The 24,797-nt window shown below is 44.1% G+C and carries 25 protein-coding genes and 1 pseudogene; 13 read left to right on the top strand and 13 right to left on the bottom strand.

The features are described from left to right. Window positions 1-82 precede the first annotated feature (82 nt). Entirely contained in the window at window positions 83-436 is a 354-nt protein-coding gene (locus tag AB4589_RS11575; protein WP_102257805.1) for a hypothetical protein, read from the top strand. 97 nt (window positions 437-533) lie between these two features. Beyond that, the gene (locus tag AB4589_RS11570; protein ID WP_012604468.1) at window positions 534-1,148 is read left to right on the top strand and encodes a LysE family translocator; all 615 of its coding nucleotides are present in this window, start codon (window positions 534-536) and stop codon (window positions 1,146-1,148) included. 113 nt (window positions 1,149-1,261) lie between these two features. Here AB4589_RS11570 and AB4589_RS11565 read toward each other — a convergent pair whose 3' ends face one another. The 4 genes from AB4589_RS11565 to AB4589_RS11550 all read right to left on the bottom strand — a co-directional run bounded on the left by AB4589_RS11565 (window position 1,262) and on the right by AB4589_RS11550 (window position 4,467). Then, complete coding sequence (locus tag AB4589_RS11565) at window positions 1,262-1,729, bottom strand: DUF3429 domain-containing protein (RefSeq protein WP_372100519.1); 468 nt, start codon at window positions 1,727-1,729, stop codon at window positions 1,262-1,264. Next, the gene (locus AB4589_RS11560) at window positions 1,726-2,271 is read right to left on the bottom strand and encodes a glutathione peroxidase (RefSeq protein WP_372100517.1); all 546 of its coding nucleotides are present in this window, start codon (window positions 2,269-2,271) and stop codon (window positions 1,726-1,728) included. Before AB4589_RS11560 ends, AB4589_RS11565 begins: the two co-directional genes overlap by 4 nt. A 104-nt stretch (window positions 2,272-2,375) precedes the next feature. Further along, complete coding sequence (locus AB4589_RS11555; protein ID WP_372100515.1) at window positions 2,376-3,695, bottom strand: ABC1 kinase family protein; 1,320 nt, start codon at window positions 3,693-3,695, stop codon at window positions 2,376-2,378. Between the two features lie 385 nt (window positions 3,696-4,080). Next, complete coding sequence (locus AB4589_RS11550; protein WP_029235293.1) at window positions 4,081-4,467, bottom strand: thiol-disulfide oxidoreductase DCC family protein; 387 nt, start codon at window positions 4,465-4,467, stop codon at window positions 4,081-4,083. Between the two features lie 160 nt (window positions 4,468-4,627). Here AB4589_RS11550 and AB4589_RS11545 point away from each other — a divergent pair, with 160 nt between their 5' ends. The 4 genes and pseudogenes from AB4589_RS11545 to AB4589_RS11530 all read left to right on the top strand — a co-directional run bounded on the left by AB4589_RS11545 (window position 4,628) and on the right by AB4589_RS11530 (window position 6,622). After that, window positions 4,628-5,185, top strand: coding sequence for a DUF1439 domain-containing protein (locus tag AB4589_RS11545; protein ID WP_135384747.1), 558 nt, complete (start codon window positions 4,628-4,630; stop codon window positions 5,183-5,185). Window positions 5,186-5,314: 129 nt separating this feature from the next. After that, window positions 5,315-5,479: pseudogene (locus tag AB4589_RS11540) on the top strand (NADPH-dependent FMN reductase); the annotation flags it as partial. A gap of 164 nt (window positions 5,480-5,643) precedes the next feature. Further along, window positions 5,644-6,084: a redox-sensitive transcriptional activator SoxR gene (gene soxR / locus AB4589_RS11535; RefSeq protein ID WP_009847217.1), complete on the top strand. Its 441-nt coding sequence runs from the start codon at window positions 5,644-5,646 to the stop codon at window positions 6,082-6,084. A gap of 136 nt (window positions 6,085-6,220) precedes the next feature. Further along, window positions 6,221-6,622, top strand: a complete 402-nt coding sequence (locus AB4589_RS11530; RefSeq protein ID WP_102249544.1) for a globin — start codon at window positions 6,221-6,223, stop codon at window positions 6,620-6,622. Between the two features lie 66 nt (window positions 6,623-6,688). Here AB4589_RS11530 and AB4589_RS11525 read toward each other — a convergent pair whose 3' ends face one another. Continuing rightward, window positions 6,689-7,273, bottom strand: a complete 585-nt coding sequence (locus tag AB4589_RS11525) for an outer membrane protein (protein ID WP_135384755.1) — start codon at window positions 7,271-7,273, stop codon at window positions 6,689-6,691. 377 nt (window positions 7,274-7,650) lie between these two features. Next, entirely contained in the window at window positions 7,651-8,418 is a 768-nt protein-coding gene (locus tag AB4589_RS11520) for a hypothetical protein (protein WP_372100512.1), read from the bottom strand. 139 nt (window positions 8,419-8,557) lie between these two features. On the opposite strand from AB4589_RS11520, the gene AB4589_RS11515 reads away from it, so the two are divergent. Both AB4589_RS11515 and AB4589_RS11510 read left to right on the top strand, forming a co-directional pair. After that, window positions 8,558-8,947: a DUF4345 domain-containing protein gene (locus AB4589_RS11515; protein ID WP_372100511.1), complete on the top strand. Its 390-nt coding sequence runs from the start codon at window positions 8,558-8,560 to the stop codon at window positions 8,945-8,947. A gap of 9 nt (window positions 8,948-8,956) precedes the next feature. Further along, window positions 8,957-10,459 (top strand): arylsulfatase, encoded by a 1,503-nt coding sequence (locus tag AB4589_RS11510; protein ID WP_108093737.1) that lies wholly within the window; start codon window positions 8,957-8,959, stop codon window positions 10,457-10,459. A gap of 149 nt (window positions 10,460-10,608) precedes the next feature. Here AB4589_RS11510 and AB4589_RS11505 read toward each other — a convergent pair whose 3' ends face one another. The 4 genes from AB4589_RS11505 to AB4589_RS11490 all read right to left on the bottom strand — a co-directional run bounded on the left by AB4589_RS11505 (window position 10,609) and on the right by AB4589_RS11490 (window position 15,732). Beyond that, the gene (locus AB4589_RS11505; RefSeq protein WP_102446096.1) at window positions 10,609-11,640 is read right to left on the bottom strand and encodes a LacI family DNA-binding transcriptional regulator; all 1,032 of its coding nucleotides are present in this window, start codon (window positions 11,638-11,640) and stop codon (window positions 10,609-10,611) included. Between the two features lie 263 nt (window positions 11,641-11,903). Next, window positions 11,904-12,998: a porin gene (locus tag AB4589_RS11500; RefSeq protein ID WP_372100508.1), complete on the bottom strand. Its 1,095-nt coding sequence runs from the start codon at window positions 12,996-12,998 to the stop codon at window positions 11,904-11,906. 295 nt (window positions 12,999-13,293) lie between these two features. Beyond that, window positions 13,294-14,310, bottom strand: coding sequence for a nuclear transport factor 2 family protein (locus tag AB4589_RS11495; RefSeq protein WP_371707931.1), 1,017 nt, complete (start codon window positions 14,308-14,310; stop codon window positions 13,294-13,296). A gap of 126 nt (window positions 14,311-14,436) precedes the next feature. Next, the gene (locus AB4589_RS11490; protein ID WP_371707930.1) at window positions 14,437-15,732 is read right to left on the bottom strand and encodes an MFS transporter; all 1,296 of its coding nucleotides are present in this window, start codon (window positions 15,730-15,732) and stop codon (window positions 14,437-14,439) included. A 348-nt stretch (window positions 15,733-16,080) separates the two neighbouring features. On the opposite strand from AB4589_RS11490, the gene AB4589_RS11485 reads away from it, so the two are divergent. Both AB4589_RS11485 and AB4589_RS11480 read left to right on the top strand, forming a co-directional pair. Continuing rightward, the gene (locus AB4589_RS11485) at window positions 16,081-17,622 is read left to right on the top strand and encodes a sodium:solute symporter family transporter (RefSeq protein ID WP_372100505.1); all 1,542 of its coding nucleotides are present in this window, start codon (window positions 16,081-16,083) and stop codon (window positions 17,620-17,622) included. Between the two features lie 26 nt (window positions 17,623-17,648). Then, complete coding sequence (locus AB4589_RS11480) at window positions 17,649-19,019, top strand: L-serine ammonia-lyase (protein WP_372100503.1); 1,371 nt, start codon at window positions 17,649-17,651, stop codon at window positions 19,017-19,019. A gap of 127 nt (window positions 19,020-19,146) precedes the next feature. Here the strand turns inward: AB4589_RS11480 and AB4589_RS11475 are convergent, their stop codons facing one another. After that, complete coding sequence (locus AB4589_RS11475) at window positions 19,147-19,632, bottom strand: Lrp/AsnC family transcriptional regulator (RefSeq protein WP_017110015.1); 486 nt, start codon at window positions 19,630-19,632, stop codon at window positions 19,147-19,149. A 122-nt stretch (window positions 19,633-19,754) separates the two neighbouring features. On the opposite strand from AB4589_RS11475, the gene AB4589_RS11470 reads away from it, so the two are divergent. Continuing rightward, window positions 19,755-20,354 (top strand): LysE family translocator, encoded by a 600-nt coding sequence (locus AB4589_RS11470; RefSeq protein ID WP_012604451.1) that lies wholly within the window; start codon window positions 19,755-19,757, stop codon window positions 20,352-20,354. 167 nt (window positions 20,355-20,521) lie between these two features. Here the strand turns inward: AB4589_RS11470 and ahpF are convergent, their stop codons facing one another. After that, window positions 20,522-22,114: an alkyl hydroperoxide reductase subunit F gene (gene ahpF / locus AB4589_RS11465; RefSeq protein WP_372048029.1), complete on the bottom strand. Its 1,593-nt coding sequence runs from the start codon at window positions 22,112-22,114 to the stop codon at window positions 20,522-20,524. Window positions 22,115-22,311: 197 nt separating this feature from the next. Further along, on the bottom strand, window positions 22,312-22,869 hold the full coding sequence (gene ahpC / locus AB4589_RS11460) for an alkyl hydroperoxide reductase subunit C (RefSeq protein WP_372100501.1): 558 nt from the start codon (window positions 22,867-22,869) through the stop codon (window positions 22,312-22,314). 491 nt (window positions 22,870-23,360) lie between these two features. On the opposite strand from ahpC, the gene AB4589_RS11455 reads away from it, so the two are divergent. Both AB4589_RS11455 and AB4589_RS11450 read left to right on the top strand, forming a co-directional pair. Next, window positions 23,361-23,852: a VOC family protein gene (locus tag AB4589_RS11455; protein ID WP_029223140.1), complete on the top strand. Its 492-nt coding sequence runs from the start codon at window positions 23,361-23,363 to the stop codon at window positions 23,850-23,852. 367 nt (window positions 23,853-24,219) lie between these two features. After that, on the top strand, window positions 24,220-24,672 hold the full coding sequence (locus AB4589_RS11450) for a septal ring lytic transglycosylase RlpA family protein (protein ID WP_371709096.1): 453 nt from the start codon (window positions 24,220-24,222) through the stop codon (window positions 24,670-24,672). Window positions 24,673-24,797: the final 125 nt, after the last annotated feature.

Raw genomic sequence — 24,797 nt, 5'->3', positions numbered from 1 at the left:
AGCATCTAGGGAAATATGAATTAATGATAATAAAACGCTGTTCATAATTATTTTAATTAGATAGTATTTATAAATCTAGTGAATGCTAACTATGGAAAGATATATGAATAAGTGGATGCTGCTCCTCTCTCTGTTTTCAGCTGCCTCATACAGTGATTCTCATTTTACAACCGAGAGTGTTGATACTCCCGACTTCAATTCATCGGGTTTCAAGCCGCCTGAGGTTTCTCGACAGGAACAAAACAATATCGTTTGTGAAAGTGTCGTTTGTAATTCAATCTCGCGATCGCAGCCCGTTCCTGAAGTGGGCGAAGTACCGGATCGAGAGCCGAATAAAACATTAGAAACGATAGCGAGTGCGATTTTCATCGCTGGCGAAATTGGTATTGCAGACAATTTGATTGAACCAGACGAAGAGCATTATATTGTCGAGTAAGGATTAATTAAAATGGCGGCATGTGAAGCGGAAATACAGAGCTTTCTGCATTCGTTCATTGATTAAATATTTACGAAGTTTTTAACAAGGACGAAAAATGGAAATCTGGAAGTTAATGCTATTCATCCCCGCTTGTTTCGCGCTCAACATGACACCGGGCCCAAACAATTTGTTATCAATGAACAACGCCCGTTGTTACGGATTTCAGGCCGCCTTTGTCGCTGGTCTAGGAAGAATCCTTGCTTTTTCCGGCATGATTGCTTTGGCTGCATCTGGTTTAGCGGTTGTGCTTTATACTTCTGAAACGCTGTTTTTCCTGATCAAATTATTTGGTGCAATGTATCTGTTGTGGATCGCGTTTAACCTATGGCGATCTCAAGCCAGCCCGGTCGCGGATATCGAGCGAAATAAGAACTGGTTTGGTCTTGTTAAACAAGAGTTCGCACTCGCTGCGGGCAATCCAAAAGCGATACTCATTTTCACTGCATTCCTTCCTCAATTTGTCGATGTTTCTGCGAACGTAAATACTCAATTCTTTGTTTTGGGAAGTACGTTTCTTGTATTAGAAATGCTCGCAATTTCTATCTATGCAGCCTTTGGCTTATATCTACGACATTGGTTTTCAAAACCTCAGATGGCCAAGCGTTTCAATAAAGCATGTTCTGTGTTTCTTGCCTTGTCTGGTGCGAATTTATTGGTGAGTCGTCAGTAGGAATTGACTGGTTTGTGAGTTGTATTTGTCGATGGTTTTGGTGCCATTAAAGAAGAGAGTGCCTATCTAGAGCCCGCATCTTGATGCCGGTTTAAATATGGGCGTACGCACGCCTAGGTCAACATCACGATACCGTGCATTAATACGACACTAGAGGTCAGTCGGGTTCGCATATCAAAGTAGCCGTCGGGGCCTTCACTTTGATTCTCTTCTCTCATTGACCTTTCCGCTCGCCAAACCGCAATGTAGCCTAAGATCAGAATCAGAGTGGTGAGGAACTCTTGTTGCTCACCGAGTAGCACCGCTAGCCACGCTGCCAACACAATAACATTGCTAAGAAACAGAGCCTTGTTGCTGGATTGGCTTTCGAAGTTCTCTATCCCATTGCCCCACAAGATGCCCGACAAAAAGCTCAAGATAACCACGCTGTAGGTGATGAAGAGTGTTTCTCCGCTCAAGCTAAAGACTTGGCTGTCGGTGAGTGATAATAGTAGACCGAATAAAAAGGGGATTAAACCCATATAACCGAGCTTGGCCATGGTGTTGCGTGTTTGAGTTGTCTCCAAGTAATCTGACCTCATAACTGCTGCTCTATTGCATTTTTGAGGGTACTACTGGTTGGCGATGTAGAACTCGGGAAGGTTGCTATCACTTTGCCTTCTTTGCTGACCAAGAACTTGTAGAAATTCCATTTCGGTTTGATACCGGCTTGTTGTTGGATTTCGGCAAAGACTGGATTTGCGTTTGGCCCAGAGAGTGACGCGCGCGCCATCATTGGAAAGGTGACGCCATAATCTAGGTAGCAGATTTTTGCGGATTGCTTCTCGCTTCCTCTGTCTTGGCGAAAATCATTACTTGGGAAACCAACAACCGTGAACCCTTTATCTTTATACGTTTGGTGAAGCTGCTCTAGTTGCTCGAACTGAGGCGTGAAACCGCATTGGCTTGCCGTATTCACGATTAATAAAGTCTTACCTTGGAACTCTTCACACAGCTCAATTTCTTCGTTTGAGTTTAGCAGCCTTTGTTTGCCGTTGAGTATCTCAGGGCAGCTTGCTGAAAAAGCGAATGAACTCGTTAGGCTCGCGATTAGGGCGGTGGACCACAGCAGTGAATGTTTCATAAGTCTGACTCATTTTAATTGGCGTAACTGTTATTACTGTTCAGCGACTTGAAATGATCACTTTAAAGGCCAGAATCGCTTAAATATCAGCTATCGCTTAAGTGTCAATTGTTGCTTAGCAAATAGGGCGCCACCAAGCGCCTGATATTCACCTTGGCTCCAAGGCGAGATGCCAGCAGGTACATGCCTCCAATCTTTCGGTGGAGGAATAGAGCGTCTGCTGGTGGCGTGTGCCAATACTCTTGCTCCATGCTGAGTATGGTTCCTGCTTCACGAAGCCTTTGGGCTAAACCACTGGCTTTGAAGTCGTAATCTTCATCGACAAGCATGGGTTCACAGGCCATTTTCACTAAGTTGAGAATCGCTTGGCGCTGGTCTGGGAGGATGGTCTCGCTAAAAAATCCAATCTGCTCTAACGCCTTGTTGAGTCCTTGTTCATCGTGAGTAATCACAGAGGTAAAAGCCAAACGATAGCCATCACTGAAGCGGCCGCTGTATTCTCGGGTTGCCCCAAAATCTAAAAGCCCAATCTGTCGCGTGTTTTCAACGTAAAGATAGTTGGCGAAGTTAGGGTCGGTCTGCACCATTTTAAAATCGAACAATTCCCTGAACATGAGTTCGAGCAAGCTGCGCATGACAAAATCGCGAGTACTTTGATCATAACCTTCTATTTGCTCTATCGAGACACCTTCAATGAAGTCCATCGCGAGCACTGATTCTGAAGACATTTGAGGGTGAATCTTAGGCACGACGAAGTGAGAGTGATCTTTTAATGCGTTATGGTAACGAGTTGCGTAGTCAGCCTCGCGAGCATAGTCCGCTTCATCATGGAGCTGTTTCTTCGCTTCTTCTAGTAAGCCTTTATAATCGACGGACTTGGGTATCAACCCAACGATGTTAAGCAATGTGCCTACGTTGTCCACATCACTGTCGATGCTTTTTCGAATACCTGGATATTGGACTTTGATGGCAAGTTTGTCTCCCGCATCACTGTAAGCTTGGTGAACTTGTCCTATGGACGCACTAGCGATAGGTTTAAAGTTGAAGGAAATAAATTCTACTTTCCAGTTGATGCCGAGTGAGTTTTCTAACACTTGGTTGAGCTGCTTTGTTGGCAGCGGGTCAGCGTCTGAGCGCAGGCGAGAAAGAATGTCGGCGAGTTCAGGTTCGAGGACATCGCCAGCGTCCATTGACAGCATTTGTCCTAACTTCATCGCTGCACCGCGCAAGTGTGCGAGTTGGTCAGTCAGGCGAGCAATGTTTTGAGGTGTTAATACCAAGTCTTTTGCTTTGGGTCTGTTTCCCTGCGCGAGCTGTTTTGTACCTTCAGTGATGACACTTCCGGCTACTCGAGTAGCGAGAGACGCGAACTTACTGAATCTTGAAATACGATGGGTAGGTAGATTTCTCTCTTTTGCCGACATAAAGGTTCTCACTTAGTTATCAAGATTGATACCAATCGTAGTAAATAACTGTTCACCCTAGCTTGTTAAAAATCTAGATAACGTCGTTAGATTTTTTGATTGTAGAATAACTACTTATCGAAAAAATCCGCCTTGTTCTCCAGCTTTTTCCCTGCGCTATTTTTGACCACTTACTTACTGTGATTGGTATGACTACAAAGTTCTATAAATCATTACCCAACCGAATGTTTTATTGTGGTAACTTGTTTCGCGAAACAGTAAACAGAATTTAAAGGACAAAACATGAAGTTTATTTGGTTAAAAGTCGCGGTTACCGTTTTAGTTTTTGCTGCGCTGTTTGGTGTGGTGTATTACAAAGTCTCGAGTGGTATGTCTTAACCAAGCGCTATTTTGTGCAGCTGTTACCATCGCAGCGCGACTTTCCGGTTAACCAGAAAGAGACTTTGTATCGGTTCTTGGCAAACCGAAGATAACACCAGTCGGCCACTGGCTTGAATATCGCCCAACGTAAAGGGGCGTATAGCCAACCTTTTCCTACTAAGCGCCACGCTTGGTAGGTCACGTCTAAACCTAGCAGCAGTTTTCCATTCTCATCCAGTGCATGCAAAACGGTGTTGGCTGCGTCGGCATCAATCTGAGGGTAGTCTGAAAAGGCTTCACTGTAGATATCGATGGTTTGAATCTTATTCTCGACATCATGCTTTGCAAGTGCCGCCATCTCCTTTGCACAAAGTGGACAGGTGCCATCGTAAAATATCGTTAATGCAGTCATTGTTTCCCTAACTATTTTTGCTAATTTTAAATTGTACGCAATCACCAACTAGGTGGATCATTTTACTCAGTTATCCGACACTGTAATTGTGACGACTATTTTACAGTACCATTACAAGGTAAATTCCGCGCTAATAACTAACGATAAAGAGTTGGTATTGATGATAATTAACGTAGCAAAAAAGTTTATTTTGGCAGCTTCTGTGCTGGTGCTAAGTGGTTGTGTTAGCTACAGCGTGACTGAGCAAGAAATGACGAACTACCTGCAAGATTCGGTGATGTTAGAACAAGAAGTCGGTGTGCAAAACGTTATGTATGCGCAAGTCGCTGTTGATGATTTAGCGGTGCAGATTGGTAGAGCTGATACCGAGCGTGTGTCTGTTTTAGCGAACACCAATGCAAAAGTTCAGGTGTTCAATATGCCGAATATGGGGTTGGACTTGGATATCGAGTTCAGTGCGATTCCTGAATACGACAAAGAGAGCGGCGAGATTTATTTGAAATCACTGCGTTTAGAGCGCTTTGAAGAAAAAGATAAACAGCTTTCGCCAGAGATTGCCAAACTACTTAAGCCTGCCGTTTCTATGATTGGTTTTGCTTTGTCCCAGTCACCGGTTTACAAATTGGACAGCAACAAGGTTCAAGAGTCATTGATCAAGTCATCGGAACCGAATCTTGTGATTAAAGACAATAAGCTGGTCATCGAGTTATTCGACTAACCATTCATAATTAACTGCTTTATAAGTATTTTTTAATTATTTCCTCTTTTTTGAAAATATCGCTTTACCTCAAGTTAACTTGAGGTTCTATCATCATACACAATCTGAAAACACAATCTGAAAACACAATCTATCACCTTGTCGTCTGCGGTAAATTCTGCACCTTACTTTGATGCTGATGTGAAGGGGGCGATGTCGGTGCCAAGTTTCTACGACAACTTTAATGTAGAAACGGGAGAGATCATCAATGCCGAAATAGTAGAGAACTTGAAATCGATCATGAGTCAGATTTAGAAATCGAATGACCTTCAATTAGACAAAGCAGCCGTGTTCATGACTGTTTTTTGTTGAGCCGGCTGTCAAAGTTTAAGGACATTAATTAGTTAAGATGAGAATTGGTCGTTATTATAAAGTTAAAGTAAGCTTTAAATATTTATGATCTCAAGGATAGTGTCGTAATGAGAAACATCGTATACCTCACCATAGGCCAGTTGGCTGAGCGCAGTGGCGTGGCTCCTTCGGCCTTACGTTTTTACGAAACCAAGGGGTTGATTGCTTCGATTCGTACTAACGGAAATCAGCGTCGTTATCAGTCGGCGATGTTGAGACGAATTGCGTTGATCCAAGTCGCGCAGTCAATAGGCTTCACGCTCGAAGAGATCACCGAAGAGTTATCAACACTGCCAATGAACCATACCGCGACTAAGCGAGATTGGGAACGCGTTGCGAAGAAATGGCAGGGGCAACTGGACAGTAAGATGGCGCAGATTAAATCGCTACAAGAAAACCTAACTGGTTGTATCGGTTGCGGGTGTTTGAGTATGCAGAAATGCCAATTGTTGAACCCTGAAGATATTCTGCATGACCAAGGACAGGGCGCACAACGCATTGTTGATTAGCTAACTGAGTCCCTGATGGAAACAAGATCTGTGCAACTCACTTTATGCCATAGTGGCGTATACTTATACCATAATGGCTTATACTTAGATGACATGGACTGTTAAGGATCGCTGGCGAATGCGAAGAGCCAACAAAATGACACCTAATGAACTGTTTTATGAAAGCTTTGAGCGTTGCAGGATCGATGAAGAATTTCTAGAAACATTTTTGGCGGACTTCTGCGAACACAACCCTAGGTTTTCAGAGCGATTTGAAAACATAGGGTTAGAGCAACAAACCAAGATGCTTAAAGCTTCAATCATCCTTATCTATAACTCTGCAGGTCTGCCGAGCGTACGAAACTCGGTGAGAAAGCTTGGGAAGCGACATAAAGATTTAGGCATGGATATTTCTGAGCAAGAGCTCAACGAGTGGTTTAATTCCTTGCTCAATACGGTTAAAAAATACGATCCACTTTATGATGAAAATGTCGAACAAGCTTGGGCACATACCTTGGAAACAGGACTTGCTATCATGAAGAAAGAGTGTGTAGTCTGAACCAAAATGTCTACAAAGTAAGCCACGAATCATATGTGGCTTACTTTAGTGTTATCCGTGACTAGATTAGAAGGTAAAGCCTGCTTGGATACTTAGTACCGACTCAGGAGTATACCAACTACTTGAACCACCGAACTCATACCAATCAAATCCAGCTCGAGTCACAAACTTGGAGTGGCCGAAAACTGGTTTTAGTGACTTGTATTCTGCGCCGATGCCGTAAGTTAAGCCAAAATCACCATGGGACCCTTTGTGGACTTCATTATTATCGTTAGATAGGAACACCAATTTGGTATCTGAGTGTGCGTAAAACGCGCCCGCCTTACCATAAACAGCGAAGTTTTCGCTGAAGCTGTGCTTATACATAGGTGTTAATGAAAGCATTAAAGAATCGAACTCTTGCTCTGTTTGAAGCACCTTGTCACCATTATAGCTAGTAGACTTATCGTCAGTGCTGATAACAAGTAACGTCGATTCAATATACCAATTGCTTTGAACGATCTGGCTACCTAACGTGAATTGAGCGCCAACGTCACCGCTATCCATACCTACACCACCTAATGTGTACATTTCGTTTGATGCGAAAGCTGAAGTTGATGCGATCCCCGTAACTGAGGCAATCGTAAGAGCCGCTAAGACTAATTTTTTCATTGTTTTTACTCTGATTTGTAAATTTCGGGAGAGGATTTTAGCGGCATTTTTAAAATAAAAAACACCGTTCGAATGGGCGGTGGTAAGATTAAATGAAGATTAAATATCTCAAAACATAAGCCTGTATTTCCATGACCTAAAATTAGAATTTTTTAGATGGATTAAATGCGCGGTGTGCGAGAGTTACTCTATGATTTAATGAGTTTTCTATGAGGGAGGGCGGTGCATGTTTCACGAAGAAAAACCTCTGGCGACGGAGGTCATCACCAGAGATAAGAATCATTCGAGGCTTACGTTTTAATCGAAATTAAATCCAAATGACCAATGTTGGGTTGGCATTGGATTGGCCGAGGTTCTAACACGTTACGATAATCGGATTAAAAGTGAGCAGCCCAACCAATCAGGAACCCTTGCAATGCGGTATCGTATTCAAAGGTACCTTTATTTTCGTAATCAACCCAAGTGGATTTATACGCCAGATTTAAATCCGACCAGTCGTTAATTTGATAGCGAGCGCCGGTTAACAGAGATGAGGTAAAGTCGGTATCGCTTCCAAGGCCCATATCTAAGCTCGTGTGCACAGTCCAATTTTTGTTGAGTTCCTTGGTCCAACGAACGCCTATCAGATAATCAATCCAATCTTCTTCTAAAGATCTTGAATTCAGGGTTGTCCCGCTGTTTGTGTAGAGTTTGGAATCAATATCGTTATCCCACCAGCGTAATCCAACCATATAATCAATGGCACCAATGTCGTATTGGTAGCGTTTAAAGCCTTTTGCTTCTAAAACGCCTTGTCTGATCTCAAGCTTGCCATTAAGAATGCCTGTGTTGCCAATGATTGAATCTGACTGTCCGCTCAGTTTCATGTAGCTGTAGTCAACGTAATAACCCCACTGATTGTTATAGACCCCCTCTAGTCGAAGCATCGCCCCCATATCCAAATGATCCATGATGAACGCTGGGTCAACATCAACATCGCTGGACAAATTACCAATGGTGGTATCGCCACGAATATTCAGCGCCAGTGCGTAAATTTCAATGCTGTGTTGCCATTTTTTGGTGTCTGTTTGTGAGTCGGCCTGTTGCGCATTTACGGTTGAGCTAGCGACCAATGCAAATGTGAGAACGTAACGCCCTTTAGCCATATTGATATCCCTATCTTCGGTGTGAAATAGCAAGGTTGTGAATGTTTGCTTTAACCATTTGGTTTTTACATATGCAACTTGTATAACTCTGATTGTAGACTATGTTTTTTGAAAAGAGCCAAATTAAAAGAGTAAGGATATGAAGCAACAAAGCGTTTTTTTGTTCGTCGCAGTTATGGGTTTAACACCGATAGCTTTGTCGTATGGTTATGCCCCGGTTGTCTCCCTTGATTATCTTTTCGGAATTGATGCTAGCCCTATCAATGTCACTCATATCTTTCGTGCCGTGATGGGGTTGTACTTAGCGTTGGCTCTGTTTTGGATAGCAGGGGCGTTACTAAAGAAATACCGACTGGCAGCACTCTACAGTTTGGTGGTCTTCATGTTGGGTTTGGCTGCCGGCCGAGTCATTAGCTTGTTGATAGATGGCATGCCTCACTGGCTACTTGTCGTCTATCTACTATTGGAGCTTGGCTTTGGTTTGGTAGGAATAAAAATGGTTCACAAAGAGCAATCTGAAACAGTATAAGGACATTCTATGAAAAGGATTTTCCACCTTGTTGTGATGAGTGTGTTGAGTAGCTTTTCGCTATCAGCATGGTCAGCACAAGAGCAACCGAATATTTTTGTTATCTTCACGGATGATATTGGAATATCAAACCTGAGTGCTTATCACAATGGTGTGATGAGCAGCGAAACACCGAACATCGATAGTATTGCTGAAAAGGGCATGCTATTAACGGATTACTATGCTCAACCTTCTTGTACGGCGGGTCGTTCTGCATTCTTAACGGGTCAACTCCCTGTTCGAACAGGCATGCACTCAGTTGGGTTACCGGGTGGCCCAGTTGGTTTAAGTGCCGACACGCCAACGCTTCCTGAAATCCTTAAAACCATGGGTTATGTCACGGGGCAGTTTGGCAAAAACCACCTTGGTGATAGAGATGAATTCTTACCGACAATGCACGGTTTTGATGAGTATTGGGGTTGGTTGTATCACTTGAATGCAATGGAATACACAGAAGATCCAGATTGGCCAAAAGATGGATCTTTGGATGCGTTTGCACCTCGTAATGTTATTTATGCAAGATCAGACGGTAAAGGTGGTCAAACGATTGAAGACGATGGTGCATTGTCGATCGAGCGTATGCGTACACTCGACGATGAAGTAAATAAACATGCGATCAACTTCATCGAAAGGGCGGTTGAAGCGGATAAGCCATTCTTCACTTGGTACTGTCCATCACGTGGTCACGTTTGGACGCACCTGTCACCTGAATACGAAGCCATGCTTGGCCAAAACGGTTGGGGACTTCAAGAAGTGGTCATGAAAGATCTTGATGACCATGTTGGTGAGATGATGGCCAAAATGGAAGAACTCGGTATTGCCGATAACACCATCATCATTTTCACTGCGGATAATGGTCCTGAGATCATGACATGGCCAGATGGTGGTATGACACCATTCCATGGCGAAAAAGGCACAACTTGGGAAGGCGGCGTTCGCGCTCCTGCACTTGTGAGCTGGCCGGGTAAAATTCCTGCAGGTACTGTAGGCAATGGCATCTTTGATGGTATGGACTGGTTACCTACTCTGGTTGCTGCGGCTGGTGGTCCAACGGATCTAAAAGAGAAAATGCTGAAAGGTCACGATGGCTTTAAAGCGCACCTTGATGGTTACAACCAAGTGGATATGCTGACTGAGAAAGGCGAGTCTAATCGTAAAGAGATCTACTACTACGAACGAGACAAGCTACAAGCGGTTCGTATTGGTGATTGGAAGGCGCACTTTGTGGTCCAAAACCATGGCTGGAGTGGTCCGAAAGAGGAGCTAAACGCACCGTTACTCTTTAACTTACGTCGTGACCCGTATGAGCGAGCGGCAGAAGAGTCGGGCATGTACTTGAAATGGATGGGGCAGAAAATGTGGGCATTTGGTCCTGCTCAAGCTGCTGTGCAACAACATCTAGCAACCTTCCAAGAGTGGCCCCCAGTGACACCAGATTTACCAGCTGAGAAAACAGGTGGTGTGGGTAATTAATTCGCACTTGTCTCAAGTAGTTGGGGCAGAAAAGGCTGAGTAGAAATACAAAATCCCGTTGGAGACTCTAATCGTCGCCAACGGGATTTTTTGTATTTTGGTTGTTTAAAAGCGTGTTTTAATCATGCAAACAAAGGCTGAAGAAAACGCTATTTTGCTTTCAACGTAGTGTTACGTTCTACAAATTGAACTGGGACCATTAATTTCACTAAGCTGGTGTCTTGCTCTTGAATCTGGCTAACGACAATTTTCACGGACTCACGTGCAAGGCGTCGGAAATCCTGCTTGAAAGTGGTCAATTGGTAGTTCAGCCACTGAGTTTGTGGGATGTCATCAAACCCAATCACTTGTAGGTCTTCTGGGATACGGAGTGCGAACTCTAAACGAGCCACGTCCATCACTGCCATAGCGAGATTGTCCGTCGCACAAAATATGGCTTCAGGATGAGAAGCTTCTTTGAACATGGCTCTGATGATCTCGAGTGAATCAAGGTAATCGTAGTCAGCTTCAATCACGCGAGCCTGTTTGCCAGTTAAGTCTTCAAATTCTGTGCAGAAACCCACTTGGCGCTCGCCATTGGTAAATGTCGGGACGTTACCTGTGAGGTAAGTGGCTGACTTGATACCAAGTTTATGAAAGTGCTGAGCAGCAAATTGACCTGCAGCGTAGTTGTCGCTTACCACATGGCTACTCTTAGTCCCTTCAACAACACGCGCGAACTGAACGATAGGGATGTCGAACTCTTCACACTCTTCATAAAGCGACTTATTAAAGGTCGCAGAAGCGGCAATCACGCCATCAACACGGTACTGGAAGATGTTAGGAATAGAGTGGTTATCGTTTCCATCAACTTGCCAAGGAATCAATACCGCAGAGTACCCCTGTTTTTGTAGCTCAGTAGAGATAAGCTGCAGTGTTTTCATGTGAATAGGGTAGTCGGCATCTGGGAAAACTAAGCCAATCAATTTGGATTCATTTGTCGTCAGACTGCGGGCAAAGGCATTGGGACGATAATTCAACGATTTTGCTGCATCGAACACTTTTTGTTTGGTCTTTTCAGACACTGAGCTGCCCGGTACAAATACGCGAGATACAGTTGATTGAGAAACGCCAGCAAGCTTAGCGACATCTTTAGAGGTGACGGTTGGCTTTGACGCCGTGGAGTGTTTTGGAGAGTTCATAGACCATACTTTTGAACCAAATTGACTGCGTACAGAGTAACATGATTAGGTACGTACTCATAAAGTAATGCCAACGAATGATATGAAAAATAAGGAATAATGGTTATTTTGAATTCTATGTTGGGTATAACCCATTAACTGTGTCGCTACAAATGTCGTTACAAAAATGTAGCTTTAAATAAATAGTGACTAAAAAGCTCTGCTTAGAAGCAGAGCTTTAGATTACGAATTTACTCAAAAATGAACCACATACCGCTACATTGTTAGAAGTAGTAACGAATACCGGCAGCGAACTGATCATCGTTGTTTTCGTATTTCACACCATTGTATGAATCTTTACCGTTGTCGAATTGGTACTCCGTCCATACTAAGAACTTGTTCTTCTTAAAGTGGTACTCAAGGCCAGGGATAATAAGCTGACGTTCGTAGCCATTCGCGTTGTCGTCTGTGTCCGTTAAGTAGTTAACGTTAAAGGTTGGACGTAGACCATTTTCAAAGTGGTAGTAGGTGAAGAATTCAGCACCACGGTGGTCGTAGAATTCAGATTGGCTGGTGGTCTCCCAGTTTGAACCTTGGCTGTAGGTGAAACCAACAAATAGTCCATCATTAGTGTAGTTCACACCTAATAAACCGATGCGTTGTGTGTCGCCATCTTTGATGTTTTGAACTGTGCTATCCACATCATCAAACTCATTCTGATGGTGCGCTAAGCCAATCGTTAGGCCATCCATAACGGTGTACAGCGTTGAAGCACCGATACCGTTTTTCAGCGTAACAGTATCTGAATTCGTTTGGTTGAATCTTGTTGATACAGCGACATCTTCACGAGTTGTTTGGTAAGTGAAGCCGTATTTCCAGTTGTCGTTAATGTTGTTGCGGTAAGTTATCGAGTTTTCAGCACGGCCTGTGCCTGATGAAATACCCCAGTCAGATAGGTTGTAGTAACCAGAACCACGTGAACCAAACACACGACCCATATCGGTAAACCAAGCCACATCGTAGAAGGTAGACCACTGCTTAGTACCTGCTGCGATCTTGCCGTATTTCTCGTGCTCGACGCCTGCGTATAGAAGTCGGTCGTAAATGTTATCGCCGTTAGCGCCCGAGTTATAACCCCATTCGGCATGGCCAAAGCCAGTCCAATCGTTGTCTAGTCCCATTTGACCTTTAAGGCCGAAACGAGAACTACCACTGTTCCATTCGCCATTATGATCGCCGCCCTTATCTTGGTAACGAACGTCGAAACGACCGTCTAAAGTAAGGCTATCGCCCGCGTCATTGGTAAAAGTGTGTGCAGCAAAAGCTGAACCTGATGTAAGTGCCGTCAGGATCACTGCAGAAAGTATCGACTTGTTCATTGTTGTTCTCTTTATTCAGGTCGCAGAAAGCCACCGTGCTTTCAAGCCCGTTATTAGTATTGGTTTGGCAGGATGTACCCCATCCATGAGGCACTATTTGATTCAATTATTGGTGGAGCAATTATTGACTGGTGAAGCAATTGATTGATGGAACATTGATTAGTTGGTGAAGCACTTGCTAGGCGCGAGAAGGAACGCCTAGCAAGTCATAGCAACCCAAATTAGATGTCGACTTAGGTTGCTACTGTTTGGTTTCTATCTTTTGGCTATTATCGCTAGGATTAAAGCGTTTCGATTACAGCGTTGGGTTCATGATGGTTGAAGTGCGCTCGAACACGTCTAGACCTTGTTGTTGTAGCCAGTAGGGAAGGTCGATAAGCACCCAGTTCTCAGACAGTTTGTCGCCGTCACGGTAGTAAACGTCAACCACTTGCATGTTTGCGCGTACTTCACCACCAGTCATACCAAGGAAGCCACCTGTTGGTGTGTTTGATAGGTTTGGCCAACCGAAGAAACAAGAGAAGTTACCTTCAGCGAAACGACAAACGTGACCGTTGAACTTCTTATCTTTCAGGTTGTTACGGAAAGGAAGTTGATGCTGTTGTTGGTAGCGAGGAATCGTGTAAGACGCGCCGATACCACATGGGCCGTACCAAATCATGTCTTTTGACCAGCTCTTCGCTAGTACTTCTGGTGGACAACCCATTGCGCCGCTGTCGTTTAGTGCAGAAAGGTCATCAACCATCTTGTTTACAAGAGCAAGAGTCGCAACGCCTTCTTCTGGAGCTGCATCTTCGAATAGCAGACCATCGTGATTACGTGGGCCAGGGTAAACGAAGTGCTTACCTGTTGATGGTGGAAGTGGGTAACAACCCGCTTGGTCCATCATGCCTAGAAGATCTAGGAACAGGCCTGTCTTTGTGATCTTGCCGTCAACAACACAGTTAAACTCTGCGTAGCGAACGTTCATGATTTTGCCAGTAGGGCGCATGCCTAGGTATTCAGCGTCGAATAGACCCATGAAGTGACCCATGCTCATTACCCAAATCTCCTCTGGGTTAACTTCGTTGTTACCGCCGATGAAGATATCTTGACGACGCTGCATGCGTGTCATTGATTTCATCATTGGAGCCCAGAATACGTCAGCCGCAGCTTGAGCGCCTTCTTGTTCGCGGAATGGGTAAACACCGCGCCATAAGTAATCTTCAGACGTGTGTGCTTTTAAAACTTCAGCAACGTTTTCGTGAGTAGCGTTTTCCATTGCGTCAAAGTAGTCACGAACAATGCGTTTAGCTTCTTGATATTTAGACATAATTAATTCTCGTTTTGTTGTCGAGTCAACATTCGGAACAGGACTCGATTTGGATTTTGTTACCGGCTGATTTATCAGCCGGATTGATGTTTATTTCGTGTCTTTAGAGGTTTCGACTAAAGGGGATTAAGCTTTTGCTGGTTCCGCTTTCTTGCTCTTGTCGAAAATGCCGCCTTTCAATGTTTCTGGTAGAGATAGCCACAGTAGACCAGCCAGAATCCATACGATTGGCGAGCCCCACATTGCTGTCGCAAGGTCGCTGCGCTCTTGGATGAATACCAACACCATTGGTGCCCACATGCCGATGATACGACCACCGTGGAACAGCGCTGCACCGAAGCTACGTAGGTGAGCTGGGAACAACTCAGAGAAGTAGCCACCCCATACCGCAGAAGCAGACAGACCGAAGTTGTAGATAAGGCCTAGGATAGCCAGCATGTTTAGGCTGCCGATCATCACGTCGCTTGGCGCAACGAAGAATACTGACGCCATGACACCCGCAAGAATGAAACCAAACGCGTTCACTTTACGGCCGTATTTGTCGGCGATTGCACCCCATACCCAAGCACCGAATAGAGAACCGAATGCTGAGATAGAGAAGATGATGCCGATAGTTGAACCGTCAAATTGGCGAACTTCTTTCAGGTACGTTGTCACGAAGCCTGAGAAGAATTGGTAGCCATAGAAGTTAAGGCCAGCCAGTAGTAGACAAGTGATGGTTAGCTTGCGGTAAGGCGCGCTTAGCATTTCACCCCAAGAACCTTTCTTCGCTGGTTTATTCGATGCTTCAGCCGCGGCTTGATCTTCTTCACCGTAAGCGATCACTTTCTTGTCGCTAGGCAGGATGAAGATCATCAGTGCAGCTGCAACTAGAGGAGGAATACCACCCACCCACATTAGGCTCTGCCAAGGTGCATCGATGCTAGAAATGAACGCCGCGTATGCACCCATTGCCATTAGGGCAACCGAGAACATCGAAGAAGCGAATGCCGTTAACTTACCGCGAACGCTTGGTGTGAACAGGCCGATCATCAGGCTTACTGCTACGGTGAAGTAGCCACCTAAAGAAATACCGATGATGAAACGCATTGCTGCCCACATCGCGTAGTCAGTAAACATCATGTTGATGATGGTTGCGCCACCGTTCAGTGCAGTGATGACAATAAGAGTCGATTTCTTACCAAAGTTTGATGCCACCCATGCACAGCTCAGAGCACCAATAAGTGCACCAACCGACTGCCATGTATAGAACTGAGCGGTATCCGCCAAGTTAATACCATCATACGCATCAACGATGTATGGGCGTACGTAGTCAATAATTACAAAGTTATAACAATAGAAAAAGTAGCCAACTAGAATTGCAAGATAAGCAGCTACCCTTTGAATCATAGGAACTTCGCTCATGTGTTTTTTAGTAGTCATGACCGATAAACCTTTATTTTTTATAGGGTGTTTTTAGTTTCGATTATTGTGTGGCGGTTATTGAATATCACCACACCATCTTCATTTCGGGAGAGATAATAGAATTTTTGTGGTTATTAGATCCGTGATCAAAGTCAATTTTAAAATGAGTGCGTACCCATTTTGTGTATTTTAGTGATCTTGATCTCATTAGATCGTCGTTTTGCGACTTTTTGGGCATTTAGAGTGTTTAATCATCTATCTTAGTGACAATACTCACACTTATTGTGGGTTTTTGAGGGAAAATATCCATTTTTGAGTACTATTGGCGGCGAATGAATTGCGAAATATAATAAACGGAATCTAAAAATGGTTACGTACTCAAGTTTTGTGGTTATTGCTTTGTATGTACTAACTACTCTATTTATCAGTTACTTAGTGAATAAGCGTTATAGCGTTGGTGGCGATTTCTCAACGGGCGGAAAGCAATTTGGTTGGTTTACGGCAGGTGTGTCGATTCTTGCAACCTACATCAGTGCGATGACGTTCGTGGGTATGCCGGGTTGGGTTTATAGCTCAGGCATGGAAGCGATGAGCGTCCATTTGAATTACCCAATAGTGATCTTTTTTGCTGTGGTTTTCTTTGTCCCGGTGTTTTACAAACTCGGCCTGACTTCGATTTATGAATACCTAGAGCACCGCTTTGGCGTTGTTGCTCGCACGATCAACTCTATCGTGTTTATTGTGGTTCAGTGTATTTCGGCTGGGGTAATTTTGTATGCAGTTGCACTGATCTTGGTGCAAGTGTTGCCGGTGAGTATCTCCGAGGCGATCATCTACATCAGTTTGTTTACCGCTTTGTATACTTATGCGGGGGGTATCTCAACCGTCATATGGACAGACATGTTGCAGTCGGCGGTGCTGATCATAGGCAGCATTGCGATCTTTGTTTTATTGCTGATGAAGATTGATGCTGGGGAGGTGTTGTCTCCTGAACATCTGAATATCATCAACCTCGATTTCGACTTGGGTGTTGATACCACATTGTGGGCAGGTGTAGTGGCTGTGAGCTTCTTACATCTAAGTGTCTATGGCACTAACCAACTGATTATTCAAAGAACATTGGCGACTAAGAACGTTAAAACTGCACAAAAATCGATGTTGCTTTGTGGTTACGGCGCGTTCTTTATTTACCTGTTTTTCTCTGTAATGGGCGTTCTTCTGAGTGTCTTTTATCAAGACCAAAGCTTTGAAAACAGCAACGAAGTGATTCTCGATTTTGTGTTTAACCATACCAACCCAATCATTGTTGGTTTGGTGATTTCCGCACTCTCAGCAGCAGCGATGTCGACCTTGGATTCGACTTATAACTCAATGGCGACAGTCGCAACATTCGATTTCTACAAGCGCTTTTTCCGTAAGAAAGCCTCTGATGCACATTATGAATCGGTGGCAAGAAAAATGAGCCTTGTTGCTGCAGCGTCGGTTGTTGTTCCTGCATTACTGGCGGTTTCTAATGAATCAGTGCTTAAAACTATTGCTAGCCTGACCTCCATTTTTGTTGGTATTCGCCTTGGCTCTTTTATCCTGGGTTTGTTCTTTAAAAAGGCAAATGAGAAAGGGGTGATTGCAGGCAGTATTGGCAGTGTAGCTGTGGTGTTCATTGCTAAATACAGTGGCATCTCTTGGCCTTGGTTTGCCTTGATTGGCACTGTGGTTTTCTTACTGTTAGGTGTTGTTGTGAGCCGCTTCTGGGGAGAAGTGACGGAGCAACAAAACGAATTTATAGCCAAGCAAAAGCATTTGTTTGCAAAGCCTACCGCGAGTCATTACGGCTTGTTGGTGTTCGCTGTTGTGACGATTGCTGCTTGTACTGTTATCCCTGATTGGCTTTATGCCGCTCTTTCTTAATTGACCGATTTTTTACTGGTATATCTATGTTATCGATCTTTGATATCTACAAAATTGGTGTGGGACCATCGAGCTCTCACACCAACGGCCCAATGATAGCGGGTTTTCATTTCACACAATTAATCGCGGATAAAATCGCAGAAGTGACGCGTGTTCAGGTGGATTTATACGGTTCTTTGTCATTGACTGGCATAGGTCATCACACCGACAGAGCAACCATCTTGGGTTTGCTCGGCAATAAGCCAGACACCATTAAAATCACCAGCGCTAATGAAGCGATGCGTCTTGCTATCGACAGTGGTGAAATGCAGCTGAGTGGCTATCACACCATTGGCTTCAATTATCAAACCGACATGCTATTTCACGAAGATAATCTGCCTCTGCATGAAAACGGCATGATGATTACTGCGTTCGACCAAAGTGGAAACGTGATTGTCGAGGAAACTTATTATTCGATTGGCGGCGGTTTTATCGCAACCGCTGACGAGCTGCAAAATGGCACTCAAACCCAAGCAGTAGAAGTCCCGTTTCCATTCAAAAATGCCGATGAAATGCTGAGAAAAGCAGAAGACAGCGGCATGAGCTTGGGTGGCATGATTCTGAAAAACGAAGCGGCTTTCCAAGGCGATGATGCTATTTCAGAAAAGGCCGATCAAATCTGGCGAGTAATGACTCGTTGTATGGAACGCGGCTTTGAAACTGAAGGCATTCTTGATGGTGGCTTGAACGTCACTCGTCGTGCTCCAAACTTGTTGAAGAAGCTTGAAGCGAATGCGGCCGTTGAAAACGATCCAATGGAAATCATGGATTGGATTAACTTGTTTGCCTTTGCTGTCAGTGAAGAAAATGCGGCTGGTGGCCAAGTAGTGACATCACCAACTAATGGTGCCGCGGGCGTTATTCCAGCCGTATTGATGTATTACCATCGCTTCATTAAAGAGTTGGATACTAAGCAGTTAAAAGACTTCTTAGCCGTATCGGGCGCGATTGGTATTTTGTATAAAACCAACGCTTCTATTTCTGGTGCCGAAGTGGCCTGCCAAGGTGAAGTGGGCGTTTCGTCTTCTATGGCGGCGGCGGGTTTAACCGCTTTACGTGGTGGCAGTAATGAGCAGATTTGCATTGCGGCAGAAATTGCGATGGAACACTCATTGGGTATGACATGTGACCCGATTGGCGGATTGGTACAAGTGCCATGTATTGAACGAAATGCGATGGGCTCGATGAAAGCGATTAATGCTTCACGAATGGCACTCAAACGTAACAGCAAAAGCCTGATCTCATTGGATAAGGTTATCGCGACCATGTATCAAACGGGCAAAGACATGAACAAGAAATACCGAGAAACCTCACTCGGTGGCCTTGCCCTAATTCACCTTGCAGCGCCATGTGAGTAGCCATCAAACAGATTAATTAGGCTCAATATCAAAGCCCAGCATCGTTAGATTTTAAGACTCTAAGGTGGCTGGGCTTTTAAGTATCAATTTTTGTTGAAAGACGACTGCTTATCAACTGGGAGCAAGATTATTCTCCAAGAGGGAGCTTATAGCTGTTTTTCAACTCTTTAACCGAGATATTGGACTGAATCGCACTCACGCCTTTTACTCGCCTGATCGAGCTAATACGCTCAAAGTACTCTTCTAAATCTTTCGCTAGCACTTGAATCATATAGTCGGCGCCGCCTGCAATACAGTGACACATAGGAATCCAATCGGTTACTTCGACAAACTCTTCAAACGGTTCTGTGTTTTCTACTTCATGGTTGCCTAAAGTCACAAGAGTAAAACCAGCTACATGAAAGCCTAATTTCTTACGATTCAGCTTCGCGGCATAACCATCGATATAGCCAGTTTCTTCCATGCGTTTCCAACGACGCCAGCATGGGGTTTCGCTGAGGTTAACTTTCTCCGCGAGCTTGCTGTTGCTCATGCGTCCGTCTTGTTGGATATGTTCTAAGATGGCGATATCTGTGTCATCTAACACTTCTTTGGTGGATTCTTTCTGTTTCATGGTGTTTTTAGGAAAGTCTTGCTCAAATTTGCATTAATATTAGCCTATATAGCAATTTAATTCCTAGTCGAATCTGTAAACTCTCTCCGTATAAATACTTTACTTATTAGGAGTGAGAGGAAATGAGCTCTCAATTAATGCTGGCGTTCTTGCTATTTTCAACATCAATTGCAATTACACCTGGGGCAGGCAATATCGCATTACTTGGGATTTCAAGTCGTTATGGATTTGCTGCGACTTTACCTTTTATCTCTGGGAACGCTGTTGGCATCATCATCGTACTGGCAGGATCCAGTGTCGGATTGGTGAGTCTATTTACCCTTTACCCAGATCTTTATAACATTTTGAAATACGCGGGTGCGGCTTACTTGCTGTTTATGGCGTGGTCGATTGCGAACATGCAAATCGAAGAAAGCACGACTGATAATCGCTCGGGCTTTATGTCAGGCGTGTTAGTGCAGGTGTTGAACCCTAAAGGTTGGATTGCTTCATTAACCGTGTTTTCGCAGTTCATCACCCCGAATGCAGATTACTTGATCCAAGTAGTGACTATTATCGCGGGTATGGTTATTACCGGTGTGCCGTGCATGTTGGTGTGGGCGTATTGCGGCACCATGCTGAAAAAATTACTGCAATCACCAAAACAGATGATGTTTGTGAACCGTTGCTTGGGTGGAAGCTTAGCGATGGTGGTTGCCTTTATGCTTTATCAACCGGCATAAATCACAAAGAAAAAAAACCACTCCTAAATCCATAGGAGTGGTGTCTAAATGTCGACTAAGTCGTTAACAGTAAAGAAATAAGTTAACAAATATTTAAGGAACTTGAGCTAAAAGCTTTTATGCCTAGAAGCTTTTAAGTTTTAAGTTTTAAGTTTTAAGTTTAAAGATTAAGCCGTTTCAGCCTCTTTAACTGGAGCTGAGTTACGGATTAGGTGGTCAAATGCACCTAAGCTTGCTTTTGCACCTTCACCCATTGCAATGATGATCTGTTTGTAAGGTACGGTTGTTACGTCACCCGCTGCGAATACACCTTTCATTGATGTTGCGCCATGAGCGTTAATTTCAATTTCACCGCGTGGTGAAAGCTCTACCTTCGAACCCTTCAACCATTCGCTGTTTGGCATCAGGCCGATTTGAACAAAGATACCTGCTAGTTCAATCTGTTTAAGTTCATCGGTGTTGCGGTCTTTGTATTCCAGACCGGTTACGCGGTTGCCATCACCAATCACTTGCGTTGTTTGCGCCATCTTGATGATTTCGATGTTTGGTGTTGCGTTCGCTTTGTCGATAAGCACTTGGTCGGCACGCAGTGTGTCTGCAAATTCAAGTACGGTTACGTGTTCAACGATACCCGCTAAATCAATTGCCGCTTCGATGCCTGAGTTACCACCACCGATAACCGCTGTTTTCTTACCTTTGAATAAAGGACCGTCACAGTGTGGGCAGTAAGCTACACCTTTATTGCGGTACTCTTGCTCACCCGGAACGTTCATTTCACGCCAGCGAGCACCGGTACTTGTGATAACCGTGCGAGCTCGTAGTGTTGCGCCGCTCTCAAGCTCAACGTGGATGTAGCCGTCTTCTGTGTCTTCTGCCGCAATGATGTTAGCCGCGCGCTGCTCAGTCATTACTTCAACACCGTACTCTTTTACGTGCTCTTCAAGGCTTGCCACTAACTTAGGGCCAGTTGTCGCTTTCACAGAGATAAAGTTTTCAATCGCCATGGTATCCATGACTTGGCCACCAAATCGGTCAGCAACCACACCAGTTCGAATGCCTTTACGTGCTGCATAAATTGCCGCTGAAGAACCTGCAGGGCCACCGCCGACAACCAATACATCAAACGGTGCTTGTTGGTTTAGGTTTGCTGCTTTCTTTTCTGCTGCGCCTGAATCGACTTTGTTAAGGATTTCAGCCAGTGACATACGGCCTTGACCAAATAGCTCACCGTTAATAAACACGCTTGGTACTGCCATGATGTCGCGAGACTTCACTTCGTCTTGGAATGCTGCGCCATCAATCATGGTTGTCTTAATTAGAGGGTTAATCGCCGACATCATGTTGAATGCTTGAACCACTTCTGGACAGTTTTGGCATGAGAGTGAGATGAAAATCTCTACATTAAGCTCTTGATCGAGTTCTTTAATTTGTTCGATTACGTCAGCTTCAAGCTTGATAGGGTGACCACCACTATGAAGCAGTGCAAGTACCAGTGATGTGAACTCGTGACCCATTGGTAAACCCGCGAAACCGATCGCAGTGCCTTTCTCTTGGTTTACGACCTGCATGATAGGGCGGCGAGAGCTTGCGTTATCATCTCGAATTACTTCAATTTTGTCGGTGAGAGAGGCGATATCATTCGCCAGATCTTGAAGTTTGTTCGCGGTATCGCTGCTATCAAGGCTCAGCACTAACTGAACATTGGTTTTTAGGTTTTCTAGGTATGCTTTTAGCTGCTGCTTCATTGCTTGATCTAACATAATCGTGCCTGCTCTTAAATTCTGTGTCTTGGTATTGACCAATACCTTCTTGCTGAAAAAGGAAAATAAAAAGGGGGCGCAAGTCGGCAAATATTGTGGTGTTGATGTTTTGAAAGGGTGGCGCGCGACTGCCCTTTAGGAGGGGGCCGAAGCGCGCCTGTAGAACCGTTTAGCTATTCTTGTTAGCTAGGCTTAGATTAAATCTTGCCTACTAGGTCTAGAGATGGCGCTAGAGTCTCTTCGCCTTCTTTCCATTTAGCTGGGCAAACTTCACCTGGGTTAGCGGCTACGTATTGTGCTGCTTTAACCTTGCGTAGTAGGTCTTCTGCGTCACGGCCGATGCCTTCAGCTGTGATTTCCATTGCTTGGATAACGCCTTCAGGGTCGATTAGGAACGTTGCACGGTCTGCAAGGCCTTGACCTTCACGCATAACGTTGAAGTTATTTGTGATGTTGCCCGTTTGGTCGCCTACCATGAAGTATTCGATAGTGCCGATTTTGTCAGAAGTATCGTGCCATGCTTTGTGAGAGAAGTGAGTGTCAGTTGATACTGAGTAAACTTCTACGCCGCGAGATTGAAGCTCTGCGTATTTGTCTTGTAGGTCAACTAGCTCAGTTGGACATACAAATGTGAAGTCTGCTGGGTAGAAGAAGAATACAGCCCACTTGCCTTTAACGTCTTGCTCAGCGATTTCTACGAATTCGCCGTTTTTGAATGCTGTTGCGTTGAATGGTTTGATTTCTGTGTTGATCATGATTCGACTCTCTTTCTAATTTGTAGTGTTTAACGCTATCTCGCGTCGATGGAGCTATATTGCATTCGCACCGAAAATTAGTGAAATCGGACATTTCTATAGATTCAATAGGCAAATCCTATCTTCGTAAGAAGATCGCTATCGACAAAAACTATCGATAAAAGTTATCAAACTAGGGCTACGTTCTATTTGGCTAGCTATGCTCTTTAGGCTGTTCTCTATTTCGGCTTATCTCTATTCACGTAAGCCTCTATGTATCTATGTATCTAAGTATCTAAGTATCTAAGTAGGCAAGTAGGCAAGGGCAGGCGTGGCTTCTTTAAGCGAGCTGGGATTTGATGCTAAATCTGTAAATAACAAAAAATTATCATTAATATAATTAATGATAATTTCAGTTAATCGTTACATCTCCATATACTCTCTCCATCGAAACGAAACATCGAAGCCAGTCTTCGAAACGCACAGAATTAAAAACGAATTTGGAGTAAGTTATGAAAATGAATCACGTAGGCATCATGGTGGGTGACATGGATCAAGCAGTCGAGTTTTACACGAAAGCGCTGGGTCTAAGAATCGTAATGAACAACACTAAAGTGATGGAAGAGCGCGAATCAGCAATCGGCCGTATGTGTATCGCTGTGTTCGGTGAAGGCTTTAAAGGCTTCAACATTGCACACCTAGTAACTTCTGATGGTATTGGTGTTGAGCTGTTCGAAATGAAAGATCGCCAAGAGCGTCACGAAGTTGATTTCTCTCGCCTAGGTATCTTCCACTTCTGTCTGCAACTTCCAAAAGAGCAGTTTCATTCAGCGATTAAGCGTGTTGAAGAGTATGGCGGTAAGGTTCGTATGGACATCATGCGTTACCACCCAGAAGACGAACTAAAACAAGCGCAAATGGTTTATCTAGAAGACCCGTTTGGCAACCTATTCGAATTCTACTCGCACACATACGAAGACACGTACGCGACTGATTACGAGTAATAGAGTTATCTACCAGCCATAAGGTAGAAAAACCGAAACACCCCCTAAAGAGGATTGGTAGAGATACCAATCCTTTTTTGCGTTTCTTTGATGAGAGAAGGGGCACTTAATATTAGACTCGGGCATAAATCAACCTATCTTCGGGTGTTCTTTGAACCGCAGTTTGTTTGTGTTGAATGACTAATAAAGAAAAAGATTTAAGGTGTTGTTAAAGTTGACGTTTTGAAGATAAAACCTTTCATGAATATGACGGAATAAAGCGTTGTTCATGAAAATATTGCGCCATCATACCGAATGGTAGCCTTGGCTGAGCAGTGACTATACTCAGCACTATATTGCTAACCTACAACAACGAAAATAGAGAAACATGCACAGATTAGCGCCCCAAAACCACATGCAAAAACTACATATCATCGTTACCGCTCTTATTCTTATGATATTAGCTGGATGCACCTCAACGTCGGCTGTCGGCAGTTCTAAAATAAAGGACTATGCCAAGTCACATGCTCTTGTGGGTAGAGCTTCTTGGTATGGCGATAAATTCCATGGAAAACTCACAGCAAGTGGTGAGACATACAACATGAATGCCTACACAGCGGCTCATAAAACCTTGCCCTTTGGGACGATCGTGAGAGTGACTAACACTGCCAATAATAAGTCTGTCGAAGTTAAAATTAACGATCGAGGCCCTTACGTAAAAGGCCGAGTTATCGACCTTTCTCACAAGGCATTTGCACAAATAGGTAACGTTAAGCAAGGCACCGTACCTGTCAAAATTGAGATTGTTGATGACAGTAATACCTTTAGGTATAAGCACTAAAACCCCGCTTGTATGTGGAACTAAAAGGATTGGTAGAGATACCAATCCTTTTTTTTGTGTGGGCATTACTGGGGGATACTAAAGTGGGTTTGGACAAATCCGTGTAAGCTCAAACAACAAGTCCC

Origin of the sequence: Vibrio sp. 10N.222.49.A3 (assembly GCF_041475145.1) — a bacterium.
GTDB lineage: Bacteria > Pseudomonadota > Gammaproteobacteria > Enterobacterales > Vibrionaceae > Vibrio > Vibrio tasmaniensis_A.
This window is presented reverse-complemented; position numbering and strand designations above follow the sequence as displayed.